22 protein-coding genes are annotated in these 21513 nt (G+C 67.1%); 7 read left to right on the top strand and 15 right to left on the bottom strand.

Features of this window, described 5'->3' with window-relative positions:
- Positions 1-3: 3 nt before the first annotated feature.
- The 8 genes from AZOLI_RS30515 to AZOLI_RS22315 all read right to left on the bottom strand — a co-directional run bounded on the left by AZOLI_RS30515 (position 4) and on the right by AZOLI_RS22315 (position 8898).
- Entirely contained in the window at positions 4-1614 is a 1611-nt protein-coding gene (locus AZOLI_RS30515; RefSeq protein ID WP_014249455.1) for a hypothetical protein, read from the bottom strand.
- Positions 1615-1776: 162 nt separating this feature from the next.
- Positions 1777-2952, bottom strand: a complete 1176-nt coding sequence (locus AZOLI_RS30715; protein ID WP_014249454.1) for a calcium-binding protein — start codon at positions 2950-2952, stop codon at positions 1777-1779.
- A gap of 154 nt (positions 2953-3106) precedes the next feature.
- Positions 3107-4342 carry an MFS transporter gene (locus AZOLI_RS22340; protein ID WP_014249453.1) on the bottom strand — a complete coding sequence of 412 codons (1236 nt, stop codon included), beginning with the start codon at positions 4340-4342 and terminating at the stop codon, positions 3107-3109.
- On the bottom strand, positions 4343-5512 hold the full coding sequence (locus tag AZOLI_RS22335) for a thiolase family protein (RefSeq protein ID WP_014249452.1): 1170 nt from the start codon (positions 5510-5512) through the stop codon (positions 4343-4345). It lies immediately after the preceding gene.
- A complete protein-coding gene (locus tag AZOLI_RS22330) occupies positions 5509-6996 on the bottom strand; it encodes a class I adenylate-forming enzyme family protein (protein ID WP_044552784.1) in 1488 nt (495 codons plus the stop codon). The genes AZOLI_RS22335 and AZOLI_RS22330 overlap by 4 nt, the downstream gene beginning before the upstream one ends.
- A gap of 4 nt (positions 6997-7000) precedes the next feature.
- The gene (locus AZOLI_RS22325; RefSeq protein WP_044553011.1) at positions 7001-7546 is read right to left on the bottom strand and encodes a biotin transporter BioY; all 546 of its coding nucleotides are present in this window, start codon (positions 7544-7546) and stop codon (positions 7001-7003) included.
- Positions 7547-7576: 30 nt separating this feature from the next.
- Positions 7577-8224: an energy-coupling factor transporter transmembrane component T family protein gene (locus tag AZOLI_RS22320; protein WP_014249449.1), complete on the bottom strand. Its 648-nt coding sequence runs from the start codon at positions 8222-8224 to the stop codon at positions 7577-7579.
- Entirely contained in the window at positions 8224-8898 is a 675-nt protein-coding gene (locus tag AZOLI_RS22315; RefSeq protein WP_014249448.1) for an energy-coupling factor ABC transporter ATP-binding protein, read from the bottom strand. Before AZOLI_RS22315 ends, AZOLI_RS22320 begins: the two co-directional genes overlap by 1 nt.
- 173 nt (positions 8899-9071) lie before the next feature.
- Here AZOLI_RS22315 and AZOLI_RS22310 point away from each other — a divergent pair, with 173 nt between their 5' ends.
- Positions 9072-9338 (top strand): type II toxin-antitoxin system Phd/YefM family antitoxin, encoded by a 267-nt coding sequence (locus AZOLI_RS22310; RefSeq protein ID WP_044552781.1) that lies wholly within the window; start codon positions 9072-9074, stop codon positions 9336-9338.
- Positions 9319-9585, top strand: a complete 267-nt coding sequence (locus AZOLI_RS22305; protein ID WP_014249446.1) for a Txe/YoeB family addiction module toxin — start codon at positions 9319-9321, stop codon at positions 9583-9585. The genes AZOLI_RS22310 and AZOLI_RS22305 overlap by 20 nt, the downstream gene beginning before the upstream one ends.
- A 54-nt stretch (positions 9586-9639) precedes the next feature.
- On the opposite strand, the gene AZOLI_RS22300 is transcribed toward AZOLI_RS22305, so the two are convergent.
- From AZOLI_RS22300 to AZOLI_RS22280, 5 genes are all read right to left on the bottom strand, one after another.
- Positions 9640-10467, bottom strand: coding sequence for an amino acid ABC transporter ATP-binding protein (locus tag AZOLI_RS22300; RefSeq protein ID WP_014249445.1), 828 nt, complete (start codon positions 10465-10467; stop codon positions 9640-9642).
- On the bottom strand, positions 10467-11171 hold the full coding sequence (locus tag AZOLI_RS22295; RefSeq protein ID WP_014249444.1) for an amino acid ABC transporter permease: 705 nt from the start codon (positions 11169-11171) through the stop codon (positions 10467-10469). Before AZOLI_RS22295 ends, AZOLI_RS22300 begins: the two co-directional genes overlap by 1 nt.
- A 4-nt stretch (positions 11172-11175) precedes the next feature.
- The gene (locus AZOLI_RS22290) at positions 11176-11823 is read right to left on the bottom strand and encodes an amino acid ABC transporter permease (protein WP_014249443.1); all 648 of its coding nucleotides are present in this window, start codon (positions 11821-11823) and stop codon (positions 11176-11178) included.
- A 65-nt stretch (positions 11824-11888) separates the two neighbouring features.
- Positions 11889-12719 carry a transporter substrate-binding domain-containing protein gene (locus AZOLI_RS22285; RefSeq protein WP_044552779.1) on the bottom strand — a complete coding sequence of 277 codons (831 nt, stop codon included), beginning with the start codon at positions 12717-12719 and terminating at the stop codon, positions 11889-11891.
- Positions 12720-12785: 66 nt separating this feature from the next.
- On the bottom strand, positions 12786-13628 hold the full coding sequence (locus tag AZOLI_RS22280; protein WP_162488376.1) for a GntR family transcriptional regulator: 843 nt from the start codon (positions 13626-13628) through the stop codon (positions 12786-12788).
- A gap of 211 nt (positions 13629-13839) precedes the next feature.
- Here AZOLI_RS22280 and AZOLI_RS22275 point away from each other — a divergent pair, with 211 nt between their 5' ends.
- Genes AZOLI_RS22275 through AZOLI_RS22265 form a run of 3 tightly spaced genes read left to right on the top strand, consistent with a single transcriptional unit; the run spans position 13840 to position 17404 of the window.
- A complete protein-coding gene (locus tag AZOLI_RS22275; protein WP_065814241.1) occupies positions 13840-15126 on the top strand; it encodes a paraquat-inducible protein A in 1287 nt (428 codons plus the stop codon).
- Positions 15119-16789: an intermembrane transport protein PqiB gene (locus AZOLI_RS22270; RefSeq protein ID WP_014249439.1), complete on the top strand. Its 1671-nt coding sequence runs from the start codon at positions 15119-15121 to the stop codon at positions 16787-16789. The genes AZOLI_RS22275 and AZOLI_RS22270 overlap by 8 nt, the downstream gene beginning before the upstream one ends.
- Before the next feature lie 15 nt (positions 16790-16804).
- A complete protein-coding gene (locus tag AZOLI_RS22265) occupies positions 16805-17404 on the top strand; it encodes a PqiC family protein (protein ID WP_244442637.1) in 600 nt (199 codons plus the stop codon).
- A gap of 30 nt (positions 17405-17434) precedes the next feature.
- Here the strand turns inward: AZOLI_RS22265 and AZOLI_RS22260 are convergent, their stop codons facing one another.
- Together AZOLI_RS22260 and AZOLI_RS22255 are read right to left on the bottom strand one after the other, a co-directional pair.
- A complete protein-coding gene (locus AZOLI_RS22260) occupies positions 17435-17974 on the bottom strand; it encodes a hypothetical protein (RefSeq protein ID WP_014249437.1) in 540 nt (179 codons plus the stop codon).
- 88 nt (positions 17975-18062) lie between these two features.
- Positions 18063-18962: a LysR family transcriptional regulator gene (locus AZOLI_RS22255; protein WP_014249436.1), complete on the bottom strand. Its 900-nt coding sequence runs from the start codon at positions 18960-18962 to the stop codon at positions 18063-18065.
- 164 nt (positions 18963-19126) lie between these two features.
- Between AZOLI_RS22255 and AZOLI_RS22250 the strand changes: the two genes are divergently transcribed.
- Positions 19127-20245 (top strand): S-(hydroxymethyl)glutathione dehydrogenase/class III alcohol dehydrogenase, encoded by a 1119-nt coding sequence (locus tag AZOLI_RS22250; RefSeq protein WP_014249435.1) that lies wholly within the window; start codon positions 19127-19129, stop codon positions 20243-20245.
- Between the two features lie 287 nt (positions 20246-20532).
- Positions 20533-21384 carry an S-formylglutathione hydrolase gene (gene fghA / locus AZOLI_RS22245; RefSeq protein WP_014249434.1) on the top strand — a complete coding sequence of 284 codons (852 nt, stop codon included), beginning with the start codon at positions 20533-20535 and terminating at the stop codon, positions 21382-21384.
- Positions 21385-21513: the final 129 nt, after the last annotated feature.

Genomic DNA, 21513 nt, shown 5'->3' with positions numbered 1-21513 from the left:
CGGCTATTTATTAGGTTGCGGCGCTTTCAGGCCCGATGTCCGCATGGCGTCGGGCCTGAACCAAGCGATCGAGGCGCCGACCGCGGCGGCAGCACCGAGGCAGAGGCAGACGAAGCCGGTTGCCGGAAAGCCCAACGCGTTGAGCTGGGACCAATCCACCAGGCAGGAAGCCCCCGTCCAGTCGTAGTATTTGTTCGACCCCGACTTGGTGGCGCAACCGCTGAACAGGGACAGTTGCAGTCCCCATCCCAGCACGCCGAGCATGACCGAACCGCAAGCGAGCGCGCGCAACCCTGCTCGCCAGGGGAGAAGGTGCCAACCGATCGCCATCGCAAAGGAGATGGGGGCCGCCAGAATATGCAGGTACCAGCCGGGTGTACCCACTCCGCGGCCGGTTTCGGCAATCACCGTCAGTAGGTGATAGCCCAGCCCGCCGATCACCGGGCCGACGATGAAGAGGGGCAGGAAACAGGCAGGGGCCTTGGCGAAGCGGCCGGGCCGCAAGGTTGCGACCCAGCGGCCGACCGTCAGAACAACCAGGGTTGCGGTCGCAAGCAACAGATACTCGGGCGGCTGAGCCAAGGACCATGTTCCGGCCCAGATGTAGCTGCCGAGGATAGCGGCGAGGCCACGCACGAATGCTAAGATGGAGAAGTTCTGCTCAAGCCCGGCCTTCAATCCGATTCCATGGGCAAGGCGGATGAAGTCGTTGGTGCCCAGAAGATTATCGAACAGCAGCAGGTTACGCAGATACCATGCGGCTCCGATGAATCCGGCGACGGTGGCGCAGGTCACAAGATCCCGCAAATGCTCGGGTCGCCGTTCGTGCAACCATCGAACGGCAAGAAATGCCAGGACGCCGAAGGAAATCGGGACGAAGAACGCTTTCGTCAGCAGTCCGGCCGCCAAGGCAAGACCCAGCAGCGGCATGGACCATCTGTGCCTTCGCGGCGAAAGCGATTGCAGAAGCAATGCCCAGATCGTTCCCATCAGCAGGAGGCAAAGGCTGTCATTGCCCAACCGTGCCATTTCCGGGAAGAATTGCGGCACCAGGAACGGATACGCAGCCATGAACGGGGCGGCGAATGTGGCCTTTTCCGGCAGATAACGTTGCGTTGCCAGAACGCCGATGGCCAATCCGGTGAATGCCAAGCTCCAGGAGGTAAGGCGCAAAAGAAAAAGATGCGTCACCCAGTTAGCGCTCTTGACCGCCAAATAAACGGGAGCGAGAATTCCGTAGTAAAGCGGTGGATGCTGAGCTTGCCAATTCAGCTCACGCCCCTGACGGAATGAACGTTCTGTAGTCTCTACAATGCTTGTGCGATCCATTTCACGATAGGATCTATAGGTTGGTCGTCCGGTATTGTCGAAAGGCGGAGTGGTTGTATAGGGCATCGGTCCGGGAAAGGCATCCACATCCGCGGAAACATGATCCCGGCCATAAAGAGGAATTGAACCGGTCTCCGCAATTTGCTGGATCGATGACCAATGCGCGTATTCGTCGAACCCTTCCCATGGCGGCAGGAAAGCCAGTTGTGCGACGCCAATCAGGGCGACTGCGACAAGCAATATTCGTGTTACAAAGCCATTGATTGCGTTCTCGTTATGCATCATCGCACGATCTCATAAAACTGCAGATTCTCAGCCATTTCTAATTCAGAAACCTCGTAAGCGAGTAAGAAAGAATCTGATAAATCAGCTTTCCCGCGGGTATTTTTTTTAAAGATTATTGTTTGCGCGGCTCGCTGAGTTAATGTCCTTTCCACACATTTCCCATCAGGACGTCATCGCGATCATGGCAGCGGTGGTGTCTTCGCTCAATCCCGCTGCCCGGCCGGTGGTGGTTAGCGGAGCGGTCGCGCGGCCTTCGCGCAAGCCGAAGGTCACATAATGGGTGGCAGCCGCCAGCTCACTGCTCCCCAGCGCGCGCTGAACATCCGGATTTCGCGCCAGATAGGCCGCGGCGTTGAAGCTGGTCGACCGCCCTTCCAACCGGCCATTGCGGGCGTAATGCATGGCGGCAGCTGTCGTATCGGCCCCGAATGCCCGGATCAGGTCGGGATTGGCCGCGAGGTACGACATGGAGTTGAACGTTGTAACGCGGTTCTCTAGCCGGCCATGCGTTATGTAATGCGTCATTGCCGCCCCGGTATCGGTGCCGAAGGCGGTGGCGAGATCCCGATTGGCAGCGAGATATGCCGCAGCATCGAAACCCGTCGAGCGGTTCTCGACATAACCGAATTGCACGTAATGTGAAAATGCCGCCGCACCATTGGTGCCGAAGGTGGCGGCAAGATCCCGATTGGCGGCAAGATAGCTCAGGACATCGAAGCTGCCGGCGCTGGATGTGGCAACGGTTCTGTCGTAAAAGCGGATATATTCGACATTGCTCAGAATATCGGAGCCGTAGGTCCGATCGAGAACCGCTGCCCGCTCGCCGTAGGCGATCAGTTTGCCCGTTGCGTAATACTGGTTGCTGATGACGGTATCCGTCCCGTCGCCACCGTCCAGCGTGTCCGCCCCATAGCCGCCACTGATCAGGTCGTTCCCGCCCCCGCCACCGATGTAATCGTTTCCGCTATAGCCATAGAGAGTATCGCCGAAAGAAGAACCGAAAATCTGGTCGTTGGCATATAGAATTGTTTGCGGGTTGAGTGAATTGGCGAGGCCGTAAACGCTGTAGAATCTCAGGTCCATGTTGGTGAAGGACAGCAGCATCCCGCCACCCGGCAACGACGCTGTCAGAGATGATATCGTTCCGGAAGCCCCGTAATCTGAAATGTTGAACCAACCGGTTATACTGGCATCAAAAACTGGAACGTTGTTTGACGTATACCGGAACGAAATATGATTTGGACCTTGAGATGTCAGGTAATAATTGTCAAAGACAATACCCGATGCATCGCCAATTCCTGTCAAATTGATTGCAACATTCGCAGAAACAACGGTCATTTGGTCATCCTATCCGGTTCAACGGACGGATTCCATCTCCTCCGATTTGGATGTCGAGAGGATCTTGTCCGCAAAAAGCACAAATATCTCTACAGATGCAATCTGCGAATGTCCAGGCGGAAAACCTATATGTCAGCCCGTGCATCGTGACGGCTTACCGCCCCAGCAGCCTGTCCACCCGCCGCAGCGCCGGGAACATCGCCGCCCACAGTCCGGCCAGCCCGACCGCGCCGACGCCGCCCAGCACAACCGCAGGGACCGCCCCGACCATTGCCGCGACGCTGCCGGACTCGAACTCGCCCAGTTGGTTGGACGCGCCGATGAACAGCGAGGTGACGGCACCGACGCGGCCGCGCATCTCGTCGGGGGTGGACAGCTGGATCAGGGTCTGGCGGACGAACATGCTGACCTGATCGGTGGCGCCGACCGCCAGCAGGGCGATGAAGGACAGCACCGGATCGGTCGACAGGCCGAAGGCGATGGTGGCGCCGCCGAACCCCGCCACCGCGATCAGCATCCAGCGCCCGGCATGGCGCTTCACGCCCCAGCGGGTGATGACCATCGCCATGGCCAGCGCTCCCAGCGCCGGGGCGGAGCGCAGCAGGCCGAGCCCCCATGGCCCGACGAACAGCACGTCGCGGGCGTAGATCGGCAGCAGCGCGGTGGCCCCGCCCAGCAGCACGGCGAACAGGTCGAGCGAGATGGCACCCAGGATCTCCGGCCGGCTGCGGATGAAGGCGGCGCCGGCCAGCATGCTCGACAGGCTCATGGCGCGCCTGGTCATGGTGACCGGACGCGGCCGGCAGGCGGCGATCAGCAGGACCGACAGCACCAGCATCGCCGTGCTGACGCCATAGACCGCCGCCGGGCCGGCGATGTAGAGCAGTCCGCCCAGCGCCGGGCCGGAGATCTGCGCCACCTGCACCCCCGACGATTGCCAGGCGACGGCGTTGGGCAGGTCCTCCAGCGGTACGGTCGCCGACAGGATCGCCTGGTTGGCGGGTCCCTCGAAGGACTTGGCGAGGCCGATCAGCGCCACCACGGCGAAGATCGCGTGCGGCGACAGCGCGCCTGCCATTGTCAGCAGGAACAGGGATGCGACCGCGGCCATTTCGACGGACAGGGCGCCGCACAGCACCGTCTTGCGGTCGTTGTTGTCGACCACATGGCCGGCCACCAGGACCAGCGCCAGGGTGGGCAGGAACTGGAACAGCCCGACCAGCCCAAGGTCGAGCGGGTTGTCGGTCATGGCGTAGACCTGCCAGCCGACCGCCACCACCTGCATCTGGATCGCCAGCATCGAACAGACCCGCGCGCACCAGAACAGGGCGAAGGCGCGGTGACGGAAGGCGGACCGGAAGCTGTCCCCGGCCGCAGGCACGCTGGTCATTCAGACTGGCTCCAGAAGTGTGGCGATCCCCAGACCGCCGCCGATGCCGAGCGTGGCGAGCCCCCGGCGGGGCGACATGCCCGCCGCCGGGAACAGCAGCTCGGTGAACAGGCGCGTCACCAGGATGGCTCCCGACGCGCCATAGGGATGGCCGAGCGCCAGCGCGCCGCCGCCGACCGACACGCGCGACTGGTCGATGCCCAGCGCATCGAGGCTGGCCAGCACCTGGGCGGCGAAGGCCTCGTTGAACTCGATCAGGTCGATGTCGGCGACCGACAGGCCGGGGTTGCGGGCCAGCAGCTTGGTCACCGCCGGAATCGGGCCGGTGCCGAGCAGTTTCGGGTCCACGCCGGCCGCGGCGCTGTCCACCACAGCCAGCCCGTGGGTCAGGCCGAGCGCGCGGAACTTCCGCTCCGAAACCACCGCCACCACGGCGGCGCCGTCATTGACCGGGCAGGCGTTGCCGGCGGTCACGGTGCCGTCCGGCCGCAGGATGGGCCGCAGCGCCGCCAGTTTCTCAAGGCTGGTGTCGGCGCGCGGGCATTCGTCGCGGTCGATGACGCGGCCGTCGCGCAGGGTGAGCGGCACGATCTCGCGGTCGAAGCGTCGGGCGGCTTGCGCGGCCACCGCCTTGCGGTGGCTGTCCAGGGCGTAGCGGTCCTGCCGGGCGCGGTCGATGCCATAGGCCAGGGCGACGTTTTCCGCCGCTTCGATCATCGACGGGTCGCCGATCTCGTCCGGGGCGAAGCGGGCGCGGTCGTAGAAGGTCGGGCTGCGGTAGAGGCTGGACGGCTTGGCGACGCGCCAGGGGGCGGTGCTGGTGCTCTCCACCCCGCCGGCCAGCACGACGTCACAGGCGCCGGACTGCACCAGCCGGGCGGCGAGGTTGATCGCCTCCAGCCCGGACCCGCATTGCCGGTCCACCGTCACGCCCGGCACCGACACCGGCAGCCCGGCTGCCAGCGCCGACAGCCGCGCGACATTGCCGCCGGGTCCGACCGCATTGCCCAGCAGCACCTCGTCGACCTCGGCCGGCTCGATCCCGGCATCGGCAAGCACGGCGCGGATGACCGGCGCGGCGAGATCCTCGACGGGAAGGTCGCGCAGGGAACCGCCGATGCGGCCGACGGGCGTGCGCCGCGCGGCGACGATGATCGGGCGCTTGCTCATTCCACCACCTCCAGACCGCCGCCCTTCGCCTGCTCGCGCACATCGCCGCGGGCGATCTTGCCACTGCCGGTCAGGGGCATGTCGGCCGCCGCGAAGACGCGCCGGGGCGCCTTGTAGGCCTCCAACCGCTCCTGGCACCAGCCGCGCAGCTCCGCCAGCGATGCGCGCCGGGACCCGCGCCACCAGACCACGGCGGACAGGGCGTCGCCCCAATAGGGATCGGGCAGGCCGAACACCACCGCCTCCGCCACCGCGGGATGAGCGCGCAAGGCGGCTTCGACCTCCGCCGGGTAGACGTTCAGGCCGCCGGTGATGACCATGTCGCCGGCCCGTCCGACAAGCCGCAGCCAGCCCTCGCCGTCGATCCAGCCATAATCGCCGACCGTGCCCCAGCCGTCCCGCTCGCGATAGCCGGCGCCGTCGGTGGTGCCGAGATAGCCGTCGCTCAGCATCCCGCTCCGCACCCAGACGGTGCCGGGCCGGCCGCGCTCCACCGGGTTGCCGACATCGTCGCGCAGGCTCAGTTCCACCCCGTGGAAGGGGCGGCCAACGCTGTCGGCGGGGGCGCCCTCGCGGGACGAGCGCAGGCTGACGAAGCTCAGTTCCGATGCGCCGTAATATTCGAGCACCGCGGCATCGGGGCACAGCGCCGCCAGCCGGTCATGCACCGCCGGTGCCAGCTTCGCGCCGGAGCACACCACCCGGCGCAGGGCAGGGAAGCGCCGGCCGTGGCGTTCCGCCGCGTCGAGGATGCCGACCAGCATCGTCGGCACCAGCACCAGCGTGGTGACTCCGCATTCCGTCAGCTGCGCCGCCGCGTCTGCTGCGTCGAATTTCGGCTGCACCCGGATCGTGGCGCCGGCCGACAGCCCTTCCACCGCGCCATAGAGGCCGAGGCCATGGACCAGCGGCCCCGGCACCAGAACGATGTCGTCCGGCCCGATGCCGAACTCCACCCGGCTCGCCTCCAGCGTCGCCAGCCAGGATCCCTGGTTGCGGATGAAAGCCTTCGGCCGCCCGGTGGTGCCGGAGGTGAAGCCGACCAGAAAAGGCGTCTTCGCGTCGACCGCCGGAATGCTCCAGTCCGCCGGCTGTGCGGCGATCCAGGCAGCGGCGGTCTCCGTCGTCAGGTGCAGGTCGGGGCGGAAGGTATCGAGTGCGGCGGCGGTCTGCGCCGCGCTCCATTTCGGGTCGAACAGCCCGACGATGCCGCCGGCAGCGACGATGCCGAAGAACAGCGCCGGCAGCTCCGCCCGGTTGCCGAGGCTGAGCGCAACGCGCGGCGGCGTGGCGTCCTTCCGCAAGGCGGCCACACCGGCGCCGGTCCGCAGTGCCTGTTCCAACAGGGCGGCATAGGACAGGGCGACGCCATCGCACACCAGGGCGGGATGGTCAGGGCTGCGCCAGGCGGCCAGAGCGAAGGGGCGGGCGAGGTTGTCCGCCCCTAGACAGCCGACGCTCAAGGATTGTCGATCGGTCGCCATTCTCTCAGGTATGGATCGGCAGGATGCCGGCCCGGCGGACGCCGGCCGCGGCGACGGCGGCAATGCCGGCCTTGATCAGGTCGCCCGGCACGAAGGCCAGCGAGCCGAAGACCGCCTTTTCCACCGGCAGGCCGGCGACCAGCCACAGCCAGGGAATGCCGCCGGCATAGACGACCAGGATGCCGCCGACGACGCTGACCGCGAACAGCCGGATCGGGTTGGCGTTGGTGGCGAAGCGCTCCGCCAGCCAGCCGGTGACGAAGGCGGCGACCGGCCAGGACAGAACGAAACCGCCGGTCGGCCCCATCAGCACGCCGATGCCGCCGCGTCCGCCGGCCAGCAGCGGCAGGCCTGCGGCCACCAGCAGCACGAACAGCAGGGCGGCGATGCCGCCGCGCTTGGCGCCCAGGATGGTGCCTGCCAGCATGACGCCCAGCGTCTGCGCGGTGACCGGCACCGGCAGGAAGCCGAGCGGAATCGGCGGCGCCATGCCGAGCCCGCCCAGCAGGGCGGCGAACAGGGCGCAGAGAACGAGGTCGCGGGTGGACAGCATTGCGGACGCTTCCTTCGGCTGGTGACGTTATCGTTGTGGACTGTTCTTTGTGGCGGCTTGTGATCCGGAATCCGCCGGATCGTAGCCGCGTGCCTCCAATGCGGCGGTCAGATCATCGGCCATGGTGAGGATCTTGACCAGCAGCGGAACGAACAGGGCGGCTATGTTGCGCTCGACGCCGCGGGCGCGCTGGGCCATCCGCACCTCGCGCACCTGCTCGCCCAGCAGGGGGATGAAGCGGATGGTCAGGGCCAGCATCAGCGCCATCTTCGCCGGATTGACCCCGACCGGACGCAGCAGGCCGAACAGCCGCTCGAACAGGTCGACCATGTCCATCACGCGGGTGGTCAGCGTGACCAGGGTCGCCAGCAGGATCAGCGCGGCGAAACGGGCGACGGCGACCGCGGTTTCCTCCCACCCGCCGCCGGACAGCAGGGCCTGGAAGCCGAACAGCAGGGTCAGCATGACGACCGGCGCCCGCAATTCCTTCAGCACCCGCCCGGCGGGCAGCCTCGCCGCCGCCAGCACAAGGGCACCGATCAGCCCGGCGGCCGCTGCCCCCCAGGCACCGGGCAGCGCCAGCACGACGACCGTCACCAGCAGCAGCCCGCCCAGCTTCGCCCCCGCCGGCAGGCGGTGGATGACCGACTCCCGATGCAGGTAGAGCCCAAGCATCAGCCGAGCCGCTCGATGTAGGCCGGCACGGCGTCGGCCGGCGGACCGTCGGCGACGATGCGGCCATCCTCCAGCACCAGCGCCCGGTCGAAATCCTTCACCATGTCCAGGTCGTGGGTGACGACGATCACCGTCTGCGGCAGCCCGCGCAGCAGTTCGATCACCTTGCGGCGGTTGCGCAGGTCGAGCAGGGTTGTCGGCTCGTCGAAGATCACATAGGCCGGCTCCAGCACCAGCACCCCGGCGATGGCGAGCAGCTGCTTCTCGCCGCCGCTCATCTGGTGGGCCGGCTGGTGGCGGTAGCGGTCGAGGCCGTAGCGCTCCAGCGCCCCGGCGACGCGGCGGGCCACCTCGTCCTTCGGCAGCTTGCGCGCCTTCAGCCCGAAGGCGATGTCCTCCTCCACCGTCGGATAGACGATCTGGGTGTCGGGATTCTGGAAGACGAAGCCGACCCGCTGGCGCACCGCGCGCCCGTCGGTCCGCGTGTCGAGCCCGTCGACGGCAACGCTGCCGGCGGTCGGCACGATCAGCCCGTTCAGCAGCCGCGCCAGCGTGCTCTTGCCCGAGCCGTTGCCGCCGAGAATGGCGATGCGCCGCTCCGCCAGCCGCAGCGACAGGTCATGAAGGACGGGGCGGTCGCCATAGGCGTGGGTAACGGACCGGAGTTCGATCATCGACGGAAACGAGGCTTTCGCGTTGCAGTTCTATTGCGCGTGCGAAAGGTTCTTAGCCGGTTTGCGAGCGGGGTTCCAGGGGGGAGCGTGGCTGTGGCAGCCCCGACTTGACGCATGTCCGTATTTCTGTACATATTGTCATACCCCACCCGCATACGGCCAAGTACTTCGATATGGGTCACATCAGCTACACCGATCTTAGAAACAACCTTGCCAGCGTGATGGACGAGGTCTGTGACAGCCGCGCGCCGCTGACCGTCACCCGTCAGAAGGGACGGTCGGTGGTGATGATTTCCGAGGAAGAATTCGAAGGGCTGATGGAGACGCTTCATCTCCTGAAAAGCCCCAAAAACGCGGAACGGCTGCTCAAGGGCATCGCCCAACTTGATGCGGGCAAAGGCATCGAGCGGGACATTCTGAATGAAGAAGGTTTGGACTGACGGCGCTTGGGAGGATTACTTATACTGGCAGAAGAACGACCAGGCCGTGTTGAAGAAGGTCAACGATCTGATCCGCGACACTGAAAGGAACCCGTTCTCAGGACTGGGCAAGCCTGAACCCCTGAAGGAAGGGCTTGCCGGCTGGTGGTCGCGCCGCATCACGGGCGAACATCGGCTGGTCTATCGGGTGACCGGGAGCGGTGCCGCCCAAGCACTCGAAATACTGGCCTGCCGGTATCACTACTGAGTCGCCATGAAGGCCGCCCCCGGAGGGCGGCCTTTCCTCTCCCACGAACAGCCGTCAAAAACTGTTCCGCTCGTGATAGGTCTGCAGGAACTGCTGCACCCGCGGTTCCGCACATTCGTGGAAGACCTCGCGCGGGGTGCCGAAGGCGGCGATGCGGCCGTGGTCGAGGAAGGCCACCTTGTCGGCGACGTTGGCCGCGAAGCCCATCTCGTGTGTCACCACCACCATGGTCATGCCGTCGGCGGCCAGATCGCGCATGACCTGCAGCACCTCGCCCACCAGTTCGGGATCGAGGGCGGAGGTCGGCTCGTCGAACAGCATCAGGTGGGGCTCCATCGCGATCACGCGGGCGATGGCGACGCGCTGCTGCTGGCCGCCGGACAGGCGGGCGGGATAGCTGTCGGCCTTGGCGGACAGACCGACCCGGTCCAGCATCCGTTGCGCATGGGCGCCCGCCGCCGCCTTGTCCATGCCGCGGACCTGCACCAGCGCCTCGGCCACATTCTCCAGCGCCGTCATGTGGGGCCACAGGTTGAACTGCTGGAACACCATGCCGACGTTGCGGCGCAAGCTCCGCAGGTCGCGGTTCGACAGGCGGCGGTGCGGCGTCTCTTCGGTGTAGCCGACCAGCTTGCCTTCGATGCGGATTTCGCCGCGGTCGTAGACCTCCAGGAAGTTGACGCAGCGCAACAGCGTGCTCTTGCCCGATCCGCTGGGGCCGATCAGGCAGACGACCTCCGACTTGTTGACGGTCAGGTCGATGTCGCGCAGCACCTCGTTGGTGCCGAAGCTCTTGCTGACGCCGCGGATGGTGACCATCGGCGCGGCATCGCCGGCGGTGGCGGAACGGGGCGAGGTGGCGGTTTCGGAAACGGCGGTCATCACGCCCTCGCTGTTGCGGTCTGGGTCGAGGATCCCTGCGGCGACGCATGGGTCAGGAAACGGGTGACGCGGGCCTCCAGCCGGCGGCCCAGGCGCGAAACCACCTCCACCAGCAGCCAGTAGAACAGCGCCATGCCGACGATGGTCTCGAAGGTGGCGAAGGTTTCCGCCGCCATCGTCTGCATCTCGTACATCAGTTCCGGCACGGTGATGATCGACAGCACCACCGTCTCCTTGGTCAGGATCGCCATCATGTTGACGATGGACGGGATGGTCGACACCAGCATGGCCGGCACGATCACCCGGCGCAGGATCGAGCCGTAGGACATGCCGAGGCTGAGCGCGGCCTCCACCTGCCCCTTCGGCACCGCCTGATAGCCGGCGCGGAAGATCTCGGCAAAATAGGCGCTGCCATAGATGCCGAGGCCGAGGATGCCGGCCGCCGTCGCCTCCAGCCGCAGGCCGATGGACGGGCCGCCGCTGTAGAGCAGGAACAGCTGGATCAGGAAGGGTGTGCCGCGGATCACCTCGATATAGGCGCGGATGGCCCAGCGCAGCGGCTTTACCGGGATCTGGCGCAGCAGCATCAGGACGAAGCCCAGCACCATGCCGATGAGGCAGCCGGCGCCCCAGCACAGGATGGTGACGCCGAAGCCGCGCAGCAGCGCCGGGCCGTACTGGACGAGAAGGGAGAGGTCCAACATCGGATCAGGCCTGTTGCAGGCGGCGTTCGACCAGCGTGCCGAACAGGGCCAGCGCGCCGTTGATCGCCAGATAGATGACGCCGGCCGCGAGGTAAATCTCAAGCGGGCGGTAGTTGGCAGCCGAAATGGTCTGGCTGGTCCGCGTCAGCTCCGCCACCCCGACGACGGAGATCAGCGAGGACGCCTTCAGCAGCAGGATCAGTTCGTTGACCAGGGCCGGCACCGAGATGCGGAAGGCCTGCGGCAGCAGGATGCGCGTCCAGATGGCCGATCCGGGGAAGCCCAGCGCCAGCGCCGCTTCCGATTGGCCGTGCGGAACGGCGTTCAGCGCGCCGCGGTATATCTCAGACACATAGGCGCCCGATGCAAGGCCGAGCGCGGCGATGGAGGCAACCAGAGGCGGCACGTCGATGCCGATCAGCGGCAGCATGTAGTAGATCAGCAGAAGCTGGATCAGCAGCGGCACGCCGCGGAAGAAGCTGACATAGACGCCGCCGGCCATGTCCACCGCCCGGCCGCCGGACTGCCGCGCCACGCAGACGGCAAGGCCGATCACCTGCCCCAGCAGCACGCCGAGCAGCGAGACCCAGACGGTCGTGACGGCCGCCCCCAGCAGATGGGGAAGGGCGTCGATGATGACGCTGAACTTCATGGATGGGCCTTCGTCGAACGATCCCGTCCCTCTCCCGCTACGGGAGAGGGACGGTCATGCGTGCCTTACAGCTGCGGTTCCGGAACGGTGGTCGGCAGTTCCTGCGAGACGCCGAACCACTTCTTCTGGATGGTCGCCATGCGGCCGTCCTTCTGGATCTTCACCAGCGCGGCGTTGACCGCCTCGACCAGGCTCTTGTCGTCATCGCCGAGGCGGCCGACCCACGAGAAGTAGGAGGGCTTGCCGAAGGGCGGCAGGACGACGGCGAAGGTCTCCTTGCGCTGGGCGGCGGCGAAGGCGAGGTTCGGCAGCGAGTTGACCGAGGCGTCGATGCGGCCGGCGGCCAGATCGGCGTAGGACTGGTTGCTGTCGACATACTCGCGCACGTCCGGCGGGGTCGGCAGGGTCTGGCCGAACTCCTTCACCTGCGCCAGCTGCGAGGTGCCCTTGCCGCCGCCGACCTTCTTGCCGGCGATGTCCTCCGGCTTGTTGATGGTCTTGTCGTCGGCGCGCTTCATGATCGCGGCGGTCGCCTCGGAGATTGGAACGGTGAAGGCGTAGCGCTTCATGCGCTCCTTCGTGATCGTCACCGGGGCGATGACCAGATCGAACTTCTTGGCTTCCAGGCCGGGCAGGACGCTGGTCCAGGGCAGGTCGATGTGCTTGGCCTTGACGCCCAGCTCCTTCGCCACCTCTTCGATCAGGTCGCGGTCGACGCCCTTGTATTCGTTGTTCTCCAGGAAATCGAAGGGCGGGAACTGCATCTCGGTGGCGACGGTGAGCACACCGGCCTTCTTCACGTCGGCCAGCGTGTCGGCCATCGCCGTGCCGGCGGCGGCACCGGTCACCAGCAGCGTGGCGCCGAGCAGCGCCGCCTTGAACATCGTCCGAACCATACCCTTGCTCTCCATCGTGAGTGGTCCCCTGTCGTGGCCGGCCAACCCTGTCCGGTCCTTTTGTGTTTACAAATTCAACTCGGTCGCGCTGTCGGTGATCGACGAGCCGCTGAGGCTGAACCGGTCGCCGACCGAGAGGAAATGAACCAGCGTCACCGGCCGGTTGAGATGCATGGTCTGCCGCCGGATCGACAGGCAGGCCGCCCCGGCCTCCACCCCCAGCAGCGCCGCCATCTCCGCCGTGGCGTTGACCGCGCGCACCGTATGGTCGGCCGACGACCAGGGAACCCGGTCGACCAGCCAGCGGCTGGGCGCCACGCTGTCGAACGGCTCATCCGCCACTTCCGGCACGGCGTCGAGGCTGACGAGGCGGCGTTCATGCTGGATCGGCGTCCCGTCGCTGAAATGCAGGCATTCCAGCGCCAGGATCGGCGCACCGTCGGGCAGGTCGGGCCAGCGGATTCCCTGTCCGTTGCAAAGACTCTTGCGTTCGCGGATGCGGAACTCGTAGACACGCCCCTCCCGCGCGACGACGTCGCCGATGTCCTCGATGGGCAGGGCGAAGCGGTCGCGGCGGCCGGTGGCGACGAAGGTTCCGGCACGGCGGCGGCGGACGAGGAAACCCTCCCGCGCCAGCACTGCGATGGCCTTGTGCACGGTCTGGCGGGAGACGCCGTAGAGGCTCGACAACTCCGCCTCGTTGGGAAGGCGTTGGCCGGCCTGCCAGCGGCCCCGGAGGATCTGCCCGGCGACGGCGCGCTTGATCTGGTCGAACAGCGCACCGCGGCCATCGAGGGTGAGGCCATCGAGAGAGAGTCCGTTGGGGGGAAGATCCCCCCGCGGGGCGCGGGCCGACGTGGATGCCGGTCCGCCAACGCGGTTCTGTCCGGTCAGGCCTTGCCGTGCCACCCCCTGCACCCCGCTCTCCGCGCCGCGATGTGACGTTTCGGCAATAATGTATGTACATAATCTTACGGTCAATCGCCAATTCCCGGTCCGGCGCCCGGTTTTGCTGCGATGCGGCGGAAAACCGCCTACCCCGTTCGCCGGGGCTTGCGCAACCGCGCGAAAAAGCCAATTGGAGTGTGGAATTTGCGATAAAATCGATTCGGACGCGTGCATGTGGACATGGCAGGGCAAGGTCGGGTTGAGCAGGCATCCGGCAACGGTACGGGACGATCTGGTCGCCTGTCCGGATTGCGGGCGGCTTCACCGTGTCCGCGATCTGCCCCGCGGCGGCAGGGCCGTCTGCACGCGGTGCGGCGCGCTTTTGTACCGGCATGTGGCGGGCGGGGTGCGTCATGCCCTGCCCATGGCGCTGACCGCACTGCTGCTGCTGGGTCTGATCGCCGTGAACCCGCTGATGGCCGTGCATATCCAGGGCAACGACCGCGCCGGTCTGGTCACCACCGGGCTGGAGGCGCTGGCCGAGCAGGGAATGTGGCCGCTGTCGCTGCTGGTCGGGCTGCTGGTGCTGGGCGCGCCGGTGGTCCGCGTGGTGGGGGTGATCGCCGTGCTGCTCCGCCTGCACGGGGGACGCCCGCCGGAATCGCCGCACACGACCGCCCGGCTGTTCGCCCTGACCGAGTCCCTGCGCCCCTGGGCGATGCTGGACGTCTTCCTGCTCGGCCTGCTGGTCGGCTATTCCAAGCTCTACGGATTCGCCAATGCGGAACTGCTGACCGGCGGGCTGGCGCTCGGCGGCTATGTGCTGGCGATCACTGCGATGGACCAGGGGCTAGACCGCCGGGCGCTGTGGTCGGCCATCGACCATGTGCCTGCAGACCCGTCGCCGCCGCCGCAGCGCTGGGTCGCCTGCGCGGTCTGCCAGCGGGTCCACGGCCATGACCATGAGCCCCCGCCGCAGCGCTGCACCCGATGCGGCAGCCGCATGCATGCGCGGGAACCCGACAGTCTTGGGCGGACCACGGCGCTGGTGGCGACCAGCGCCATCCTCTATGTCCCGGCCAACCTGCTGCCGGTGATGACCGTCGTCAATTTCGGCCAGGGCGATCCCAGCACGATCCTGGGCGGGGTGGGGGAACTGGCCGGATCCGGCATGTGGCCGCTGGCCCTGCTGGTCTTCGTCGCCAGCGTCGCGGTCCCGCTGCTGAAACTGGGCGGGTTGGCGTGGTTCGTCGTTGCCGCTTGGCGCGGATCGGCCGCCCGACTGCAGGGACGGACCCGGCTCTACCGTTTCATCGATGCCATCGGGCGCTGGTCCAACGTGGACGTATTCATGATCGCCATTCTCACGGCACTGGTGCAGTTCGGCGCCGTCGCCTCCGTCCGCGCCGATGCCGGCGCCATCGCCTTCGCCGCCGTGGTCATCCTGACCATGCTGGCAAGCCACATCTTCGACCCGCGTGTGATGTGGGACCGGGCGGACGGGGTGCGGCATGACTGACGCCGGCCAGCCGACACCTCAGCACCCGCCCGAGGTGGCTGTATCGACGCGCCGCAGGCTGTCCTTGCTGTGGCTGCTGCCGCTGGTGGCGGCGCTGATCGCCGGCTGGCTCGGCTGGCGCTGGCTGGAGGACCGCGGCCCGCAGATCGTCATCACCTTCCAGTCCGGCGACGGGCTGGAGGCCGGGCGGACCCGCATCAAGCACAAGAACGTCGATCTCGGCGTGATCGAGTCGGTCCGCCTGTCCGACGACCTGTCCCAGGTGATCGCCACCGCCCGCATGGACCGCGCCGCCGGCCGCCATTTGAAGGAGGGAACCCGCTTCTGGGTGGTGGCGCCGCGCCTCAGCCTGGCCGGGGTGTCCGGGCTGAGCACGGTGGTCTCCGGCACCTATGTCGAGATGGAGCCCGGCGGCGGCGAGGACCGGCGGGAGTTCGACGCGCTGGACGACCCCCCGGTGATCCGCGCCGACGTGCCGGGCCGCAGCTTCTCCTTGAAGGCGGAACAGCTGGGATCGCTGGCGCAGGGCTCCCCGGTCTATTTCCGCGGCGTCCAGGTGGGCGAGGTGATGGGCTACAACCTGTCGCCGCAGGACCGCACGGTGTCGGTCTCCGTCTTCGTCCGCGCGCCCTATGAGGGTCTGGTGCGCGAGGGGAGCCGGTTCTGGCGGTCGTCGGGCATCCAGTTCACCGCCGGAGCGGAGGGGCTCAAGTTCCAGACGGAATCGCTGAAGACCTTGGCGCTGGGCGGCGTGGTGCTGGAAACCCCGCCCGATCCGCAGGCGGGAGAGCAGGCGAAGGACTGGTCGACCTTCACCCTCTACGAGGATCAGCAATCCGCCGCCGCGGCGCGCGACCGCCTGCGCGTGCGTTACCGGCTGGAGTTCCCCGGTTCGGTGCAGGGCCTGCAGGCGGGGGCGCCTGTGCTGATGCGCGGCCTGACGGTCGGGCATGTGGCCGCCGTCCGCATGGAGTATGACGAGGCGAACCAGCAGATCCACATTCCCGTCGACATCGATCTGGAACCGGATCTGGTGGCCCGCACCTATGGCATTCTCGATGACAAGCCGATGGATGAAGCGACATTGCGCAAGCTCGTTGCCATCCAGGTGAAAAAGGGCATGCGGGGCCGGCTGGCCTCGGGCAACCTGCTGACCGGGCAGAAGCTGGTGTCCTTCGATTTCGAACCGGGGCCACACCAGCCGGTTCCGGGAACCGAACGGTCGGAATTGCCGACGGTTGAGTCCAGCGACATCGAGTCCATCACAAGATCGGCCGGCGTCCTGATGGACAAGGTTTCGGCATTGCCGCTGGACGGACTGATCGCCGATCTGCGCGGCACCCTGCAGTCGGTCAGCGGGCTTGCCGGGTCGCCGGATCTCGCGCGCTCCCTGGCTGCCCTCGCCAAGGCGCTGGGCAGCGCCGATGCGCTGATGCGCGACGCCGATCGCCAGTTGCCGGAGCTGGTGAAGAGCCTGCGCGGGGTGGCGACGGCGGCGCAGGGAACGCTGAACAGCGCCAATGGGCTGCTGGGCGGCGGCGGCGGGCAGGCCGATCTGGCGGGGGTGATGCGGCAACTGAACGATGCCGCGCGGTCCTTCCGCGTGCTGGCCGACTATCTGGAACGTCACCCGGAGGCATTGCTCCGGGGCAAGAGTCCGTAAGGGATGAGGAAGGGAATGGCGATGGCACGGGTGCGCGGATGGCAGGCTGCGGCGATGGCGCTGCCTTTTCTGGTGCTGGCAGCCTGCCAGTCGACGCCGGACAGCCGGCTCTACACGCTGGCCGTGGTCCCGCCGGCAGGAGCGACGCAGCCGGCCCGCACGGCACCCCAGACCTTGGCATTGGGTTCGCTGGACCTGCCGATGCTGATCGACCGGCCGCAGATCGTCCGCCGCATCGACGGCAACCGGGTGGAGGCGTTGGAGTTCGACCGCTGGGCCGAACCGCTGGCCGACGGGCTGCGCTTCACCCTGGCCGGCGATCTCGCCGCGCGCCTGCCGGGCGTGACCGTCCTGCCGGTGGCCGGCAGCGCGGTGGGGGAGGGCACGGCGGTGCTGGCCGTCACCGTTCTGCGATTCGATGCCGATGTCGGCGGCCGGGTGGTGCTCGACGCGCAATGGAGCCTGTCGCAGGCCGGCGGCGCGCGGAAGAGCGGCCCGGCGCGCGAGACGGTGGAAATCCCCGCCGCAAGCGCCGAGCCGGAAGCCCTGGTGCGGGCGATGAGCCAAGCGGTCGCCAGCTTCGCCGACCGCATTGCCAGCGGAGTGCGCCGCTGAGGACGGCGGTCCTATCCGAACAGGCGGTCTTCAGTGAAGCAGGGTAGCGCCGCGGTCGGCGGTCGGGCGGGGGCGGTCCACGCGATCCGCCATGGTCCGATGGGGCTGCAAGGCTTCGGCATCCGGGTCGGGCATCAGCAAGCCGGCACGGGTGAGGGCGGAGGCCAGGACGCAGAGCGGTGCCATCGCCATCCGCACGCCCGGCAGCGGCAGCCAGTCGTTCATCAACAATCCGGCCTCGCCATGCTGCCCCTGCTGGGCCAGCCGCAGCATGTCGAGCAACAGCGCCTCGTCGATGCCGAGCGACGGGCAGGGCGGCCGGTGCAGGTCCAGCGGCCGGGTGGTCGCCGCCAGAACGATGCGCATCAGCGTGTCGAAGGCCACCGCGGCGTCGTTGGACAGGCCCGCCGCGGTCATTCCATCCTGCCAGTGCGGATGCTGGCGATCCGGCTCGCGCAGGGGTTCGGCCCACAGGCGCAGAACGGACACGACCAACGCCTCCGCCGCGTGCAGATCCTGGAAACGCGCGCGGGCCGGCAGGGCACGGCGATGGGACGACATCGAGGGCATGGCGAACTCCGCTCTGGGGAACGAGCGGAGAGTAGGGCTTTTCCAATGATAATGCAAGTCATTCGCATTTGCATTGAACGAGCACCGGTCAGCGATACTCCGCCCGCCGCGCCAGCCCTTCCTTCAGATGCCGGATCGCCGCATGGACCTTGGGCGGCACATGGCGCTTCTGCGGATAGACCGCCCAGACCGCGGTGTTGGGCGGCCGGTGGCGGTCCAGCAGGGAGACCAGCCGCCCCTCCGCCACCGGACCGCGCACGTAATAGTCCGGCAACTGGCAGAGCCCGAATCCGCGTAGCGCCGCGTCCAGAACGGAGAAGCCGCTGTTGCAGCGCCATCGACCGCGGGGACGGAACAGCCAATCCTGCCCGTTGTCGTCGAACAGCCAATGGTCGGAGGTGCCGATCAGGCATTGGTGGGTGCCGAGGCTCGCTAGGTTGTCGGGGGTGCCGTGGCGGTCCAGATAGGCGGGTGCGGCGCACAGATGCATCACCCGCGGGGCGATGCGCGTCGCCACCATGCTCGATTCGCTGAGCCGGCCGAGGCGGATCGCCAGATCGTAGCCCTCCTGCACCAGATCGAGCTGCCGGTTGGTCAATTCCACCTCGATGTTCAGCTGCGGGTGCAGTTCCATCAGGTCGTTGATCAACGGCATGACGAACTGCTCGCCATAGGCGGTGGAGCAGGTCATGCGCAGCATCCCCTTCACCTCCGCGTCACTGCCGCCCTGCAGCGCACCCACCGCCAGAAAGGCCTCGTCGCGCTGTTCGGCCAACCGCCGGCAGCGGGCGAGGAAGGCGTGGCCGCTCTCCGTCAGGCTGACCTTGCGGGTGGTGCGGTAGAACAGGCGGGCCTGCAGCCGGTCCTCCAGCCGTGCCACGCTGCGGCTGACATGGGAGGAGGAGACGCGCAGCCGCTCCGCCGCGCGGGAAAAGCTGCCGGTTTCGGCCACCGCCACGAATTCGTCGATGCCGTCCCAGCCGCTCATGATCCCTCTCCCAGGGCTTTCCCCCAGGCCGCCCGGCCATTATCCCCGTACGGCAAAAATCTATTCCCGAAATCGCCGTTCTGGCAATGACCGCTCGCGGTCTACACTGCGGGAATCACATGCCAATCCGTTTTGGCCAATCCGTTCTTGGGAAGGAAAGCCACATGGTCCTGTCACGCGCCGCCGTCGCCTGGGAAGCCAACCGTCCGCTGGAGATCGAAGAGGTCGAGGTCGCGGCACCCAAGGCCGGCGAGGTGATGGTCCGCATCGTCGCCACCGGCGTCTGCCACACCGACGCCTACACCCTGTCGGGCAAGGATTCCGAAGGCGTCTTCCCCTGCATCCTCGGCCATGAGGGCGGCGGCGTGGTGGTGGAGGTCGGCCCCGGCGTCACCTCCGTGGCGGTGGGCGACCACGTCATCCCGCTCTACACGCCGGAATGCGGCAAGTGCAAATTCTGCCTGTCCGGCAAGACCAACCTGTGCCAGGCGATCCGCGCCACCCAGGGCAAGGGCCTGATGCCGGACGGCACCAGCCGCTTCTCGCTGAAGGGCAAGGAGATCGCCCACTACATGGGCACCTCGACCTTCTCCGAATACACGGTTCTGCCGGAGATCGCGCTCGCCAAGATCAACAAGGCCGCGCCGCTGGAGAAGGTCTGCCTGCTGGGCTGCGGCGTCACCACCGGCATGGGTGCGGTGATGAACACCGCGAAGGTGGAGCCGGGTTCCACGGTCGCCATCTTCGGCCTGGGCGGCATCGGCCTGTCGGCCATCATCGGCGCCACCATGGCGAAGGCCAGCCGCATCATCGGCGTCGACATCAACCCGTCGAAGTTCGAGATTGCCAAGCAGCTGGGTGCCACCGACGTCATCAACCCGATGGATTACGACCGCCCGATCCAGGAAGTGCTGGTCGAACTGACCGATGGCGGCGTCGATTACAGCTTCGAGTGCATCGGCAACGTCAAGGTGATGCGCGCGGCGCTGGAATGCTGCCACAAGGGCTGGGGCGAGTCGGTGATCATCGGCGTCGCCGGCGCCGGCGAGGAGATCTCCACCCGTCCGTTCCAGCTGGTCACCGGCCGCGTCTGGCGCGGGTCGGCCTTCGGCGGCGTCAAGGGCCGGTCGGAGCTGCCGGAATATGTGGAGCGCTACCTGCGCGGCGAGTTCGAGCTGGACACCTTCATCACCCACACCATGGGGCTGGAGGACATCAACCACGCCTTCGACCTGATGCATGAGGGCAAGAGCATCCGCTCGGTCATCCTCTACAACCAGTGAGGCGACGCAGCCTTCCTCCGCGGGGACTGGGGGAAGAGCAATCGCATTCGGGTGCGACTGACTGGTGAAGCCCCTCTCCCCTTGCGGGAGAGGGGTTGGGGTGAGGGGGCGCGAACCTGATTTCCGCCGACCTGCCGGCCGGCCGCACCCCTCATCCCAACCCTTCTCCCACAAGGGGAGAAGGGCATCCGAAGCGGTACATCGTCGCTCCAACCTTCAGCGCGTTAACCCTGCGCGTCCGGAAGAGGGAGCGATCAGGGCAGCGACTTACAAAAAAAGGCAGTTCCATGACCGAACCCCTCACCACCCTGTCGGAAACCCGCGTCTTCGGCGGCTGGCTGAAGCGGGTGCGGCACCAGTCCGCGGCGGTGGATTGCGACATGACCTTCGCCATCTTCCTGCCGCCGCAGGTGGAGGACGGCGCCAAGGTGCCGGTCTTCTACTGGCTGTCGGGCCTGACCTGCACCGATGAGAACTTCACCCAGAAGGCCGGCGCCTTCCGCGTCGCGGCGGAGCTGGGCCTCGCCATCGTCGCCCCCGACACCAGCCCGCGCGGCGAGGGGGTGCCGGGCGATCCGGATGGCGGCTGGGATTTCGGCCTCGGTGCCGGTTTCTACGTCGATGCGACGGAGGAGCCGTGGGCACGGCACTACCGCATGCACGACTATGTGACGCGGGAACTGCCGGCGCTGGTCGAGGCGAATTTCCCGGTCAGCGACCGCCGCTCCATCGCCGGCCATTCGATGGGCGGGCACGGCGCACTGGTCTGCGCGCTGAAGCATCCCGGCGTCTACAAGGCGGTGTCGGCCTTCGCCCCCATCGTCAACCCGGCGGCGGTGCCCTGGGGCGAGAAGGCGTTCGGCCGCTATCTGGGGCCGGACCGGGACCGCTGGCTGGAGTGGGACGCCTGCGCTCTGATCGCCAAGGCGACGGAGCGGCTGCCGATCCTGATCGACCAGGGCGACCGAGACGGCTTCCTGGAGGCTCAGCTGAAGCCGCAGGCTCTGGTCGCCGCGGCGGACGCGGCGGAGCATCCCGTGACGTTGCGCATGCAGGCGGGCTACGACCACAGCTATTTCTTCATCAGCACCTTCATCGAGGACCATCTGCGCCACCATGCGGCGGCGCTGCTGGGGTGAGTGGCAGGCTTCGATTGCCCCCACCCCAACCCTCCCCCTCTTCGAGGGAGAGGGTGCCTTATGGGACGGCGGCGGCAGTCCCCTCCACCGCCAAAGGCGGGGGAGGGTTAGGGAGGGGGCAGCCGCCAC

It is taken from the genome of Azospirillum lipoferum 4B (assembly GCF_000283655.1).
GTDB classification, from domain to species: Bacteria; Pseudomonadota; Alphaproteobacteria; order Azospirillales; family Azospirillaceae; genus Azospirillum; species Azospirillum lipoferum_C.
Note: the sequence above shows the minus strand (reverse complement) of the source record. Positions and strands in the feature narration are given on the sequence as shown.